The organism is Mycobacterium sp. BK086, assembly GCA_004362315.1.
In the GTDB taxonomy this organism is placed as follows: domain Bacteria; phylum Actinomycetota; class Actinomycetes; order Mycobacteriales; family Mycobacteriaceae; genus Mycobacterium.
Window position 1 is genome coordinate 19,884 of the sequence record SNWL01000006.1, and the last position, 13,144, is coordinate 33,027.

General features: G+C 63.7%; 12 protein-coding genes. 7 read left to right on the top strand and 5 right to left on the bottom strand.

Annotated features, from left to right (window positions below; translation table 11 throughout):
• Positions 1–8: 8 nt before the first annotated feature.
• Positions 9–1,190, bottom strand: coding sequence for an NADH:flavin oxidoreductase (locus EV580_RS21010; protein WP_133693215.1), 1,182 nt, complete (start codon positions 1,188–1,190; stop codon positions 9–11).
• Positions 1,191–1,394: 204 nt separating this feature from the next.
• Between EV580_RS21010 and EV580_RS21015 the strand changes: the two genes are divergently transcribed.
• A complete protein-coding gene (locus EV580_RS21015; protein WP_286171722.1) occupies positions 1,395–2,249 on the top strand; it encodes an alpha/beta fold hydrolase in 855 nt (284 codons plus the stop codon).
• 107 nt (positions 2,250–2,356) lie between these two features.
• Entirely contained in the window at positions 2,357–3,046 is a 690-nt protein-coding gene (locus EV580_RS21020) for a PadR family transcriptional regulator (protein WP_133693217.1), read from the top strand.
• Here the strand turns inward: EV580_RS21020 and EV580_RS21025 are convergent.
• Positions 3,043–4,626, bottom strand: a complete 1,584-nt coding sequence (locus tag EV580_RS21025; protein WP_133693219.1) for an AMP-binding protein — start codon at positions 4,624–4,626, stop codon at positions 3,043–3,045. The two genes, EV580_RS21020 and EV580_RS21025, sit on opposite strands and share 4 nt — an antisense overlap.
• Positions 4,627–4,811: 185 nt before the next feature.
• On the opposite strand from EV580_RS21025, the gene EV580_RS21030 reads away from it, so the two are divergent.
• From EV580_RS21030 to EV580_RS21040, 3 genes are all read left to right on the top strand, one after another.
• Positions 4,812–6,017 carry an acyl-CoA dehydrogenase family protein gene (locus EV580_RS21030; protein ID WP_133693221.1) on the top strand — a complete coding sequence of 402 codons (1,206 nt, stop codon included), beginning with the start codon at positions 4,812–4,814 and terminating at the stop codon, positions 6,015–6,017.
• A complete protein-coding gene (locus EV580_RS21035; RefSeq protein WP_286171724.1) occupies positions 6,014–7,003 on the top strand; it encodes an acyl-CoA dehydrogenase family protein in 990 nt (329 codons plus the stop codon). The genes EV580_RS21030 and EV580_RS21035 overlap by 4 nt, the downstream gene beginning before the upstream one ends.
• A 99-nt stretch (positions 7,004–7,102) precedes the next feature.
• Positions 7,103–7,843 carry a FadR/GntR family transcriptional regulator gene (locus EV580_RS21040; RefSeq protein ID WP_133693223.1) on the top strand — a complete coding sequence of 247 codons (741 nt, stop codon included), beginning with the start codon at positions 7,103–7,105 and terminating at the stop codon, positions 7,841–7,843.
• A gap of 1 nt (position 7,844) precedes the next feature.
• Here the strand turns inward: EV580_RS21040 and EV580_RS21045 are convergent, their stop codons facing one another.
• Positions 7,845–9,005, bottom strand: a complete 1,161-nt coding sequence (locus EV580_RS21045; RefSeq protein ID WP_133693225.1) for a thiolase family protein — start codon at positions 9,003–9,005, stop codon at positions 7,845–7,847.
• Entirely contained in the window at positions 9,002–10,258 is a 1,257-nt protein-coding gene (locus EV580_RS21050; RefSeq protein ID WP_286171725.1) for a Zn-ribbon domain-containing OB-fold protein, read from the bottom strand. The genes EV580_RS21045 and EV580_RS21050 overlap by 4 nt, the downstream gene beginning before the upstream one ends.
• Before the next feature lie 111 nt (positions 10,259–10,369).
• Here EV580_RS21050 and EV580_RS21055 point away from each other — a divergent pair, with 111 nt between their 5' ends.
• Both EV580_RS21055 and EV580_RS21060 read left to right on the top strand, forming a co-directional pair.
• Positions 10,370–11,527 (top strand): acyl-CoA dehydrogenase family protein, encoded by a 1,158-nt coding sequence (locus EV580_RS21055; protein WP_133693228.1) that lies wholly within the window; start codon positions 10,370–10,372, stop codon positions 11,525–11,527.
• Complete coding sequence (locus tag EV580_RS21060; protein ID WP_133693230.1) at positions 11,524–12,663, top strand: acyl-CoA dehydrogenase family protein; 1,140 nt, start codon at positions 11,524–11,526, stop codon at positions 12,661–12,663. Before EV580_RS21055 ends, EV580_RS21060 begins: the two co-directional genes overlap by 4 nt.
• Here the strand turns inward: EV580_RS21060 and EV580_RS21065 are convergent.
• Positions 12,660–13,139, bottom strand: coding sequence for a CAP domain-containing protein (locus EV580_RS21065; RefSeq protein WP_133693232.1), 480 nt, complete (start codon positions 13,137–13,139; stop codon positions 12,660–12,662). The two genes, EV580_RS21060 and EV580_RS21065, sit on opposite strands and share 4 nt — an antisense overlap.
• Positions 13,140–13,144 lie beyond the last annotated feature (5 nt).

Below are 13,144 nucleotides of genomic sequence, written 5' to 3' on the forward strand. Positions count from 1 at the left end.
ACCACTGCTCATCTCGCTGCCGGCGTGGTGACCACGCACCGCGTCCCGCGGTAGATCGTCGCCATGCACTTGTTGCAGTGGATGCACAACGACGGCGTCATGCGATCACTGTGGATCCGGTTGATGAGATCGGGCTCGCGAAGCAACGCGCGGGCCATCGCGACGAAGTCGAACCCCTCGTCCATTGCGAGGTTCATCGCTGCGAGGTTGGTGACGCCGCCGAGGAGTACCAAAGGCAGCCCGACTTCGGCCCTGACCATCCGGGCCTGAGCCAGGAGGAACAACTCGTGAAAAGGGTATTCCTTCAGGAACAGTCCCCCGAACAGCTTCAACCCCAACCGAACCAGCGGGGACATCGCTTCCCCCCATTCCCGGATCGGCGCCTCGCCCCGGAACAGATACATCGGGTTGATCAGCGAACTGCCCACGGTCAGTTCGACAGCATCGAGCGAGCCGTCTTCCTCGAGCCACTTGATCGTCTGGATCGCCTCGTCGATGTGCAGTCCGCCCATGACGCCGTCGTCCATGTTGATCTTGGCGAGCACCGCACAGCGCGACCCGACCGCGGCCCGTACCGTCTCGGCCGTCTGGCGCGCGACTCTCGCACGATTGGCCAGTGACCCGCCGTACTCGTCGCGCCGCCGATTGAGCAGCGGGCTCAAGAACGAGCTGGTGAAATAGTTGTGGCCGAAGTGGATTTCGATTGCATCGAAGCCGATATCGGCGGCCATCCGTGCGGCCGCACCGTGTGCCAGCCGGATGCGCTCGATATCGGCGCGGGTGGCAGCCTTGACCATCTTCAAGCTCAATGGGTTGACGAGGATCGACGGTGCCAGCGCCCGGTATCCGGTCAGCGCTTGATTTCCGACTGCCCCCGCATGGCCGATTTGCGCGGCGGCCGCGGCCCCCTCGGCGTGGATGGCATCGGTCAACCGCTGCAGCCCCGGTAACGCTTCAGGCCGCATCCAGATCTGTCCATCCTCGGTGCGCCCTTCGGGCGCCACCGCAAGATAGGCCACCGTCGACATCCCGACACCGCCGGCACTGACGGCCCGGTGATAGTCAATCAGTGCGTCCGAGACGAGCGCACCCGGTGTCATCCCTTCGAACGTCGCGGCCTTGATGACGCGATTGCGCAGACTTATCGGCCCGAGTTGCGCAGGTGCCAACACGTCGCGACGAATTGTCATGGGGGCTGGCTCCGTTCGTGGCATATCGCCGTCGCGACGACTCAGTGTCGTCGCGCTGATCGCAAGGGCGTAGCTCGTGATCATGCTAGGCAGGAGCGGGTACGTGGAATCAATCGTTTTCCCGCCAGCCGGAAACGTGATTTCCCCTGCGCAGGCGAATCAGTAGCTTCGATTCGGCAGTATCGAGCGTGTGAACGGAGTCTTGTGCCATCTCAATTGCTCAGCTACGAGGCCACCAGTCGGCAGACGTCCGGCGCCTATCCAATGCACTACCACGAAGCCGGTGACGGGTCGCCCCTGTTGCTGCTGCATGGGTCCGGTCCCGGCGTCAGCGCATGGTCCAACTTCGCAGCCAACCTGCCCGTGTTCGCGCAGACCTTCCGGACACTGTGCCCCGACATGCCCGGCTTCGGTGCGAGCGCGCCTGTCCCGTGGACGGACGCCTACTCCCGAGTCGCCGCCGATGCGATCCGGTCGTTTCTCGACGATCTGGACATCGACTGCATCGACATCGTCGGTAATTCGATGGGCGGCAACGTCGCTGCCGAATTCGCGCTGGCTCACCCGCACCGTGTACGCCGCTTGGTCTTGATGGGCCCGGGTGGACTTGCGGTGAACTCGTTTTCGCCCGCGCTCAGCGAGGGTGCACGTCGTCTGTTCGAGTTTCTGGCAGCACCCAGTCGAGAACGAATGGTGGCGTGGGTCGAGACAATGGTCAGCGACAGATCTTTGATCACCGACGAGCTCATCGACGAACGGATGGCAAATGCCATGCGCCCCAATGTCGTGGCCACCACCGCGGAGATCTTCGCGACCTTTGACAACCCGGCGCTCAATACTCTGCCACCGTTGTGGGCACGGGCCCGCGAGATCTACCATTCCACGTTGCTGATCTGGGGTCGCGACGATCGAATGCTGCCCTACGAAGGTGGGCTCTTCCCCTTTCGCCAATTGCCGAAAGCGGAGCTCCACGTGTTCTCCGACTGCGGGCACTGGGCTCAGGTCGAGCGCAAACAGGATTTCGAACGCGTCGTCTCCGAATTTGTCACGCGCACTTGAGTCAGGTATTTCAATGCGCGAGATACCTTCCACCCAAACATATTTCGGTACATGAAACATGGAATGGCCGATGTACAGCGGGCAATGCCGCAGTATAAGGTTACCCAATGACTGAAGTACGCCCTGCGGAGGACGAATACCCGTCCCTCACAGCGAACGGCTGGACCGTGCTGGGGATCGTTTCCTACAGTAACGAGCTGACCGGATACCAGCTGAAGAAGTGGGCTGATTTCGGCCCGGGATTCTTCTACCTGCATCCCTCGTTCAGTCAGGTCTACTCCGAGCTCAAGCGCCTAGAAGAAATGGGCCTCGTAGCATCGCGCGAGGACACCACCGACGAATCGAAGTCACGCAGCAAGCGGCTCTACCGAATTACCGAATCAGGGCGGCAGGCGCTTCGTAGCTGGTCGAGAAATGCGCCCGTCGAGATGCCGGTTCTCAAGCATCCGATGCTCATGCGCGTCATGCTCGGCAATTTCAATGCGCGTGAAAACCTTGAGCAAATGCTCACCGAATACATCGAGCGGTCAGACCTGCAATCGCGGCAGGCCGCGCACTACGCGCAGGTCGCTGCGAGCGATCCGTTCTTCGCCTACGTCTGGATCTCGCTGCGCTGGGCCGAACGCTATTACGCCGCGGAGCGCACCCTGGCGCAAGAACTGCTGAAAGACTTGGATCTAGCCGTTGCGCGATTCAAAGACACCGGCACCGTCCCCGACTGGTTCCAGGCCCCTCCGCTGTCGGGCGAGCTCGACGGCGAACCCGACGCCCCGCCGAATCGCGGCCGGCCGCGCTAAACCAGGCCGCCCGACATCTGTTGCCGTAGTAGTTGCTTGTGAACCTTGCCGCTCGCGGTGTACGGCAGCTCGGCCACGGCCACGATCCGTTCCGGGCATTTGTGCGCCGCCAGTCCGCGTGCCTTGAGGAAGTCGACGGCTGCGATGTTGTCTGGCGAAACACCCTCTGACAAAATGAGAATGGCCGCGACCCGCTCTCCCATCCGGTCGTCGGGGTAGCCGATCACTGCGACATCGCAGATATCCGGGTGTTGGCGAAGGTGGTTCTCGACTTCCAGGGTGCTGATGTTCTCTCCACCTCGAATGACGATGTCTTTCAGTCGCCCACGGACCGTGATGGCGCCTGAATCGCTGACACTCGCCAGATCTCCGGTACGGAAGTACCCGTCGTCGGTGAACGCGGACGCGTTGAGGCCCGCGTCGAGATAGCCGAGAAAAAGCTCCGGCCCTTGGACGACAAGCTCGCCGACACCATCTTTCTCGTTGATCAAGTGGCCGCTCGACGGGCTCAGAGGCGTCCCGTCTGTCGTCGAGCACAGTTCGAGAGTCGCGTGCGGACCCGACACGCTGTACGTCGGCATCTCGCTCGAACCGTAAGTGCGAGTGACCAATGCGTCCAGCACGTGTGTTCCCTGGGCCACGAGATCCGGCGGGACATCGGCGCCGCCGCACAAGAACAACTTCAGACTGGAACCGGTACCTCGACGCCGGTATTCATCCACCAGCCCGTGCAGGAACGGCGTCGCGCCAAGGCTCACCCGGCAGTGGTCGCGCTCGATGATCCCTGCCGCCGCGCTCGCATCCCAGACGTCGAGAAGCGATACGCTTTGCCTCAGCAGCGTCGGCAGATAGATGCCGTAGACGATTCCCGTGAGGTGTCCAACCGGTGAGGCCATGAAGAAGCGGTCGTCGTGCCCGAGAGTGAATTCCCGAATGATCGACCGCATTTCCCACAGCACCGTTTGATGGCTGTGCAGAACACCTTTGGGTTGCGACGTTGTTCCCGATGTGTACAGCAGCAAGCAGATGTCTGCTGGGTCGCCCACGGCGTTGACGGGTCCGGCGCCTGCGGCCAACTCGTCGAAACCGATGAACCCAGCCGGTAAGGAACCTTGGGGACGGACGACGACGACCAAGGGTGGCCGAGCCATGGTCGACGTGACCTCGGACAACATCTTGACGTAGTCGAATCCTCGAAAGACGTGTGGAATGACCACCGCACGAGAGTCCGACTGGTCGAGGATGAAGGAAAGCTCCGCGCGCCGGTAGGTCGTGACCACCGGGTTCACCACACAACCCGCCCACGTCGCTCCGTGAATCGCCGGCACCGCCTCATGCCAGTTCGGCAACATCACCGTGACCACGTCATGCCGGTGCACACCGCGCATCGTCAATCCCGCGGCCACAGCGTTGACATCGTCGCGGAGTTGCCGGTAGGTGATATCGCCGCCGCCGGTTCGCACCGCGATCTGGTCGGGCGCCGATGACGCGGCGCGGTCGAGGAACGAAGACACCGTGCGTTCCTCCCAATACCCCGCGGCTAGATAGTCGACATCAGACCGGCGGGTGGCCAGCAGCATCGTCACTCCTTAACATCCAGCAGCAACCAAGTTGTGCAAGAACAGTTTCCACCGTTGGATGTTGGCCGCAAACCACCTTCCCGGTAGGCGGTCGACAGATACGTGGCATCCACGCCGTGTCGTATTATAGACAACTGTTTAACTCTTTAGTCCATAGCGCTACACCATCAAACTCGAGGAGCCCGATGACGCGAGACACTGTCGGGGCGACCGGGGATGGGCCCGGCCACTACGCCACCGATACCGCAGCCTTCCAGCGCGACTTGCGCCGTTATCTCACCGAGCTGGACTGGGCCGATCAATGGCGCGGTACCGCCGCCGGCACCTCCGAAGAAATCCTTGCCGCGCACGGCCAGATCCTCGCGCGACTGCACGCCGACGGCTGGAATCGCTACGGTTGGCCTGAGTGGACAGGTGGATTGGGCGGCAACGAGATTCATCGCGCGGTCTTCTATGACGAACTCGCAACCGCCTTGCTTCCGGTACCCGATCAGCAGTGGACGCTGGAGACGCTGGGCCCCGCACTCATCCGTTTCGCTCCGCAGTTGGCCGAGGAGCACCTCGGTGCCTACCTCCGCGGTCGCGAGTGGTGGGGACAGGGCTTTTCCGAACCCGAGGCCGGGAGCGACCTCGCCGCCCTGAGAACCCGGGCCCTCGACGACGGAGCCGGTGGGTTTGTCATCAACGGCCAGAAGATTTGGACCAGTCAAGGGTCGACCGCCACGCGTTTCCTGGTCCTGGTCCGAACGGGCGATGCCGACAGCCGGCACCGTGGATTGACGATGGTGCTGGTGGATGCCAACACACCGGGTGTGACGGTCCGCCCGATCGCGCTCGCGAGTGGGCGCCGCGAACTCGCGGAGGTGTTCTTCGACGATGTCCGCATTCCCCGCGAGAGATTGGTCGGCGATCTCGGGGCCGGCTGGGCGGTGGCGATGTACCTGATGCAGTACGAACGTGGAATGTACGGTTACGCAGTGCTATCGGCCGGTCGCGCCCAACTGAGCCGGCTGCGGACCGCCATGGTTCGGCACGGCGCGAGCGCTGCGGAGAAGGAGCGGTTCGGTCAGGTGTACGTGGCGGCGATGGCCGCGTCAGCGCGTGGCGCCGCGACCGTGCGTCAGCTGGCCGCCGGGGTGGCACTGGGGCCCGCCAGCAGTGTGGACAAGCTGTTGTTCAGCAAGGTCGAGAAGGACATCAACGATCTGGTGTTGGACGTCCGGCGCGATTGGATGATCGCGTCACCCGATCCGGCGGGCAATCACGCGGTCGATGAGGCGCGGGCCCATTGGTGGTACACCCGGGCCGCCACCGTCATGGGCGGAACGGCAGAGATACAGAAGTCCATCATCGCCGATCACGTTCTCGGGCTGCCAAAGGAGACGAAGTGACCACGACAGCGATCGACGAATCCTGGCCGATGATCGAGGCCGAGGTTTTTCGCATCTTCGATCAGATTGCCGCTGAAGGCGCCGGTGTTCCCGTTGCTTTGCACGATCGGCTGACCGAACTCGGTTGGTCGGATATCGAAGGCGCCTATCCCGCTTCGGCGTGCGACGATTTGCTGCTTCGGGCTCAGGCCAAGTCACTGGCTCACACCGACTGCCTGGATCGTCTGATGCTGCGAGAGCTGGCCGGGGTTCTTCCTGAGCGCGTCGACGGACTCATCCTGCCCACGATCGCCGACGGACCCTCCCCGACAGGCACCGCACCGCACGTCGAAGGCATCGCGACCGGGACCGTGACCGGCCGGGTCGCAGTCCCGGTCGCTGGGCCAGCGAACACGGTCTTGATCGGGACCACCGACCTCGACGCACTGCACCGGCGGCGGTTCGACACCTTTGATGCCTCGGTGTGCTGGACATACGTCAGTGGGACGATAGATCCGGTTGTGGACGCGACTGGTCCGTGGCGATCAGCGGTTCGTGCGGCTCATGGCGCGCTGGCCACCGAGCTTCTCACCCTGACGGAGTCGATGTTGGACATCGCCATCGAACATGCCTGCAGCCGAGTGCAATTCGGCTCGCCGGTCGGCGCATACCAGTCACCGCGCCATGCTCTGGCCGAAGCGTCGGTAGCACTGGAAGGTGCGCGCGCTCTGCGCAATGAGGCGCGCGACCGGGGCGACGAGTTCGCCGCGTCGATTGCCAAAGCGTCAGCCGGCCGAGCGCACCGGTTCATGTCCGATGTGGCAATGCAGGTGTGCGGCGCGATCGGCCTGACTGCGGAGCACCGACTTCACCGCTACGTTCAACGCGGATTTCACCTCGACGCCCTGCTCGGCTCGTATCGACACCTCGAAGCGGCACTGGCTCAGACGTTCTTCGCGGAGGAGGGCCCGGACGCGGCGGTCCCCACCGTCGTGACCTGGTGTTGACGGCGCGCAACGACTGACGCACAGGCGCCGGCAATAGCGGTCTGTAATATGGTTAGTTGTATTACCCATTCGCTCTTGTCACGCAACGGAGGACCCGCGATGGAGGTCAGCAGTCTTCGCGAGCCCAAGATGTCTGGTCGGGTTGCCGATGTACTGCGAAAGATGTTCATTCGCGGGGAAATTCCCGAGGGCACAAAGCTTCCGCCCGAAGCTGAGCTCATGGCGCAGTTCGGAGTTTCACGCCCCACTCTCCGCGAAGCATTCCGCATTCTGGAATCACAGTCGCTGATCGAGATGGAACGCGGGGTGCGCGGCGGCGCCCGCGTGACGCGACCGACCCGGGAAACACTCGCCGGTTACGCGGGCCTGCTTCTGCAGTACGACGGCGTCACACTGCGTGATGTCTACGACGCGCGTGCGGTCCTCGAGACCCCGATCGTGGCGCAGCTCGCCAAGGACCGCGATCCAGCGGTCATCGCCGAACTCGAGGCGATCGTGGCGCAGGAGGGCAACCAACCCACCGGCGAAGAAGGCTTCGCGAACCAGACGGGGTTTCACGCAGCCATCGCGCGACTCTCCGGAAATCAGACGCTCCAGATGCTGTCCGAAATGCTTCACCACATCATCGAGAAGGCGAATCGGTCGATGCAACCGACAGAGGGGGCCCGCGCGGACCGGGCGCTGCGACGCTCGGCGAAGACCCACGCAATGGTTCTCGAGCTGATCAAGGCGGGCAACGCCGACGAGGCCGCCCAATTGTGGCATCGGCACCTTGTCAAGGCCGAGGAGTACGTGCTAGCCGGCTCCGAATCATCCACCGTCGTCGACCTTCTGGACTGACCTAACCCTTGACGCTGGAGAGCACCGTGACCGCTGACACCGCGGTTGGGCCACCAATGTTGTGTGCCAGTGCAACTCGGGCACCGTCGACCTGATTCTCGGCCTGGCCTCGAAGTTGGTTGAACAGTTCGTAGCATTGCGCGACGCCGGTCGCGCCCGGTGGGTGGCCTTTGGCCTTCAGTCCGCCACTCGGATTCACCGGGATTGGACCACCCACGTAGTGATCGCCCTGTTCGACCAACTTGTAGGCCTCGAAGCGGTCGGCGAACCCGAGATCCTCGTAGGTGATCAATTCGACTCCAGTGAAGCAGTCATGCAGTTCGGCGACGTCGATGTCCGCCGGCACGCAGCCGGCCATCGTCATCGCGGCTTTCGCGGCCTTGACCGACGGCGCGAAGCTGGTCAGGTCGGACTTATGTTGATGCATAACCCGATCCATGCCGAGCCCGACGCCGCGCACCCACACGGGCCGGTCGGTGTAGCGATCGGTCAGCTCGTCGGCGACCAAGATGACCGCGGCCGCACCATCGCTCTGAGGGGTGCAGTCGTACAACCCGAACGGCTCGACGATGATCGGCGCCGCCAGTACTTGTTCAACGGTGATCTCATACCGCAGCTGAGCCTTCGGGTTGCGCAGTGCATGGAAGTGGTTCTTCACCGCCACCATCGCCATATGTTCTTTCGTGGCTGGTGACTCATGCAGATAGCGGTTCACGTGGAGTGCGAAGTTGGCGGGCGCCACGAGACCGAGCGGAAAGTCCCACGCGGTGTCCCTGGTCATCGCCGACCACTCCCAGAACGTGCCGTCTGTGGACGTTTCCCTCACCTTGTCGGCACCAACCACCAGGGCTACGTCACAGTAGCCGGAGGCGATCGCGAGGCTGGCATTGCGAATCGCATCGTTGCCTGTTGCACAGGCATTTTCAATGCGCGTGACAGGTATGTCGACGAGGTCGAGCGTGTCGGCGAGAATCCCGGCCGGAAAACCGTCGGTGGTGGAGAGCTCGCCGATCCACGCGGCCTGGATCTCGGATTTCGTGATGCCCTTGTCAACGCTGCCGACACAGTCGGCGTAGGCCTGCGGGATCAGATCCTTGATACCCAGTTCGAAGTGCTCGGCGAACGGGGTCATCCCCGCACCCACGATGGCGACACGTCTCATGCCAGTACCTTCCGTTCAGTAGCAGCACTCGCTGCGGCATGCAGCGGCAAGAAAGCCTGCCCGTAGTCGGGTATTCCTGCGCGAGTGGCGATCTTGCGCAGGACGATCGAACCGGGCTCCCCGATCAGAATCTGGCCCGCCGGAACTCCGGTGACCTTGAGCAGTACCCGCACCGGACTGTCGTCGAGTGCCACCAACGCCAACGAGTACGGACTGTGCAGATCCGGAACCGGCAGGGAGATCGTGGTGTGGCTGTACACCGTTCCGGTGCGCGGCAGCGGCTGGCGCCGGTAATCGCTTGCCAGTACGCCGGTGGAACTCACCCTGGCTCGCGGCGGAAACTGCGGCTGGGCATCGATTCCTGGTTGCTCATCGAATACCGCTGCTTCCCAACGCAATTTGGGATCGAATGCCCGCGCGTATGCGGCGAGCGAGATGGGGATGCCGTTGCCAGCGGTGGAACGGCTTGCCGGCACCGCGATACTGTCGCGCTCGTCCCGGCAGATGCGTACCGCACCGGGGGTCAGGTCAGCGACGGTGATGCAAGCCTGCTCCAACCCGATGACGAGCCCCGCCATGTCAGCTTCGATCGCGTCGGCCAGCACGCGGACCATCCCAGCCGCGGATGGTTTCGGATCCGCGGCAGCGTTACCCGTCTTGATCGTCGAGCCCAGATCTGCTTGTGCAGCACCACATATTGCGACGACTGCTGAGTCGGCAGCCAAGCCTAGACGCCCCAGCGCCGACCTGACTCCCACCTCTCGCTGCAACCGGGGATCGCGGTACCGGTGTTCGGTTCCGTCGGACCGGCGTGCGATGACGGGCAGGCTGCCAGTGTGCCGGGCCACGAACGTCAGCGCTGCGCCCCGGTCGCCGACGAGTACGGCACCCGCCCCCGCCGCGGTTGGCGAATCGTCGGCGGCGATGACAAGGGTGCCCGGGCGTGCGGCGAGGATCTCATCGATCACAGCCGGCCCGTTTCCGAGGACCTCTGCCACCGGCAGGTCCGCACCCAAGGACAACCCGGCCAACAACACCGCGGCATTACCGCCTTCGATGAGCGGGAAGTCGCGCGAAACGAAGACGACCCTCTGCGCGGTCCCGTGTGGGTCCGCCGCCCTGCCCGCCGCCACGGCCATCGTCAGCGCATCCTCGTCGTGGCCTCGAACGCGTCGGATTCCCTTGTCACCCTGGGTGTGCCACGGCGGCAGGTAGGTGCCGATCGACTCAACTCTCACGCTGGCTTGCGCCACGATTCCACCTCGATCGCATATCCGGATTCCGAGCAATAGGGTATATAGTTAGCTTATTATGTGGCAAGTCATGAATCCCTCGGAGCGGCCGTCGACCGGGAAATCGCTACGGTGAGCACGTTCGACGCATTCTGCGCCAACGACGCCGAGTTGAAGTCTCTGCGTGCCGGTATCCGCCGATTTTTGATCGCTGACCGGGAACAGTTCGGGTGGCTGCCGGCCGTCGATGGCTGGCTCGGCGCCTGGGACCCGCGGTTCAGCGTCCGCCTTGCTGCCGCCGGGTTTGTCGGGCTGACGATCCCGCGGAACTACGGTGGCCACGGCTTGAGCCATCTCCACCGCTACGTGGTCACCGAGGAACTACTCATCGCGGGGGCGCCTGTCGCCGCGCATTGGTTCGCCGATCGTCAGGTCGCGCCGGCTCTGTTGGCGTACGGCAGCGAAGACCAGCGAAGCCGGCTTCTCCCGGAAATTGCCTCCGGCCGTTGCTATCTGGCGATCGGAATGAGCGAGGACATCGCAGGCTCCGATCTCGCTGCCGCGCAATGCCGCGCCACCGCAGTCGACGGCGGCTGGCGGATCAACGGGACAAAGTCCTGGACCAGTGGCGCGCACCACGCCCACGAGTTGGTCGTACTTGCCCGCACCAGCGGCCCCGATGCCGCCGAGCGCCACGCTGGCTTCAGCCAGTTCCTCGTCCCCCGCGAAACACCGGGAATCACGGTGCGTCCCATCCTGCAGATGTCGGGCGAACACCACTTCAACGAAGTGGCTTTTGACGACGTCCACGTTCCCGACACCGCCGTTCTCGGCCAGGTCGGACGCGGATGGCATCAGGTCACCGCCGAACTGTCCTTCGAGCGCAGCGGTCCAGAGCGGTTTCTCTCCACATCGCCATTGCTTCTTGCCATCATCCGCGCGATCTCGCACCATTCCGCCGATGCCGGCACAGCCGCCGATGTGGGACATCTTCTGGCGAAGGTGATTTCACTTCGCCAGCTATCGTTCGCCGTGGCCACTACTCTCACCCGAGGAGCCGACGCGACTCTGCGCGCTGCGCTGGTCAAAGATCTGGGGACTCGATTCGAACAGCAGTCGGTCGAATTGGCGGCCGACCTCGCGGAGACAGTCGAATCGCTGGGCGAGGCGGGCGACGACATCGCTCGGATGCTGATGGTCGCGCGTCTTCACGCGCCGATGTTCACGTTGCGCGGTGGAACCAACGAAGTGTTACGCGGCGTAGTCGCCCGCGGGATGGGATTGCGATGACAGCGGCATGGTTGGGCAGCGGAGTCGCCGGCCATAGTAAGTCCAAAGATCACGGCGACGAACATGCCGAATTGCGGGCACTGGTCAAGGATGTGTGTTTCCGTTCCGCTCCAGCTCACGGCGAACGGCCGCGACGGCCCCAGATGTTCGATGCGGTGCTGTGGCAGTCTCTGGTCGACGCCGGTCTGACTCGACTGACGAGTTCCGCTGATGCGGGTGCCAGTCCTCCAGACGCGGCGGTTGTGTTGCACGGCGTGGCCCGATACAGCGGCGCAGTGCCTATCGCGGAGACAGATGTCATCGGCGGCTGGCTGGCGACCGTCGCCGATCTCCCGGTGTCAGTGGACGACGCGTTGACGGTCGGGATAGCCGAGCCAGAGGACTACCAACGACGCGCGGGCCGATTCGAGGGAACAGTGACCGCAGTCCCGTGGGGCGGGATCGCGACGGTCATCCTCGGTATACGTCACCGCGACAAGTTACTTGTCGCCGCACTCGACTCTGTGACAACCACTTCCGACTACAACCTCGCGGGAGAGCCTCGCCCCTCGGTGTCGTTCGATGTCCAAGAATCGGCATTCTCGGTGGTCGACGGCATGCTGGCAGAGGAGCTCATTCGGCGGGGTGCGTGGGCGCGTTGCGTGCAGATCATCGGAGCATTGGACGCAGCAAGCGAGCTCACGGTGGCCTACACCCAGCAACGTCGTCAGTTCGGACGCCCGCTGAGCGCGTTTCAGGCGGTTCAGCATTCGCTCGCGCATCTTGCCGGAGAGCTCGAACGTGCCCGCGCAGCAGTGGTTCTCGCGGTGGCGGCCGCCGCTGACCACGGCTTCGGCAGCCCCCAGGCCGACTATGCCGTCACGGCGGCGAAGGTGACGCTCGGCCAGGTGGTCGACAGCGTGGCGACCACGGCTCACCAGCTGCACGGCGCCATCGGCGTGACGCTCGAGCACGACTTGTGGTTGTCCACGACCCGAGCACGCACCTGGCTCACCGAATACGGCAGCACGAATCACTATGCCCGCCGCCTGGGCGCGGCCACGATGCGTACCTGTGTCGCGGGCGCCGACCTGTGGGACGGTGCGACCGGAACACGCCTAGATGGCTGGACCGGCACGCGAAAGGGAGAGACCTAGGCCGGGTGTCCGTAGACCGCAACCAGGACGCTGCGGTCCAGGCTGTTTTCCGACCACACTCCCATCAGGGTATTGGCGCAGTCCCGCATGATCGCGACCGCTCTCGGATCGGCGAACCACTGATGAAGGACGTCGAGATTATTGATGGCCAAGGATGGATTGATGGCGACGGTCTCGGTGACTGTGCCTCGGAAGCCGGCCGCGTCGGCACGGTGTTGAGGTGTCGATCCGTCTGATCCGATATCGCTATCAAGGGACCGATTGGTCATCAGGTCGTCGGTGTGCACCTGTGCGGCGCGCTGCAGGTGCGGGTTCACCCTGACGTCATTGGTGCATCCGGCTTGGTGCTGGGCCGCGTACACGTTGGCGACAACACTCTCGTTGAGTCGCCTGTTGTCCGCGTGCGCTGCCGGCACGGCCGCGCACAATGGAAACAAGACAGCGCAACAGACTCCGATCGGCCTGCCGTAGATCATTGGTG

Coding starts and splice junctions, on each gene's coding strand:
- EV580_RS21020 (WP_133693217.1), top strand. CDS start 2,357: ATGACTGAAGTACGCCCTGCGGAGGACGAATACCCGTCCCTCACAGCG.
- EV580_RS21045 (WP_133693225.1), bottom strand. CDS start 9,005: ATGAGACGTGTCGCCATCGTGGGTGCGGGGATGACCCCGTTCGCCGAG.
- EV580_RS21060 (WP_133693230.1), top strand. CDS start 11,524: ATGACAGCGGCATGGTTGGGCAGCGGAGTCGCCGGCCATAGTAAGTCC.
- EV580_RS21010 (WP_133693215.1), bottom strand. CDS start 1,190: ATGACAATTCGTCGCGACGTGTTGGCACCTGCGCAACTCGGGCCGATA.
- EV580_RS21025 (WP_133693219.1), bottom strand. CDS start 4,626: ATGCTGCTGGCCACCCGCCGGTCTGATGTCGACTATCTAGCCGCGGGG.
- EV580_RS21065 (WP_133693232.1), bottom strand. CDS start 13,139: ATGATCTACGGCAGGCCGATCGGAGTCTGTTGCGCTGTCTTGTTTCCA.
- EV580_RS21040 (WP_133693223.1), top strand. CDS start 7,103: ATGGAGGTCAGCAGTCTTCGCGAGCCCAAGATGTCTGGTCGGGTTGCC.
- EV580_RS21030 (WP_133693221.1), top strand. CDS start 4,812: ATGACGCGAGACACTGTCGGGGCGACCGGGGATGGGCCCGGCCACTAC.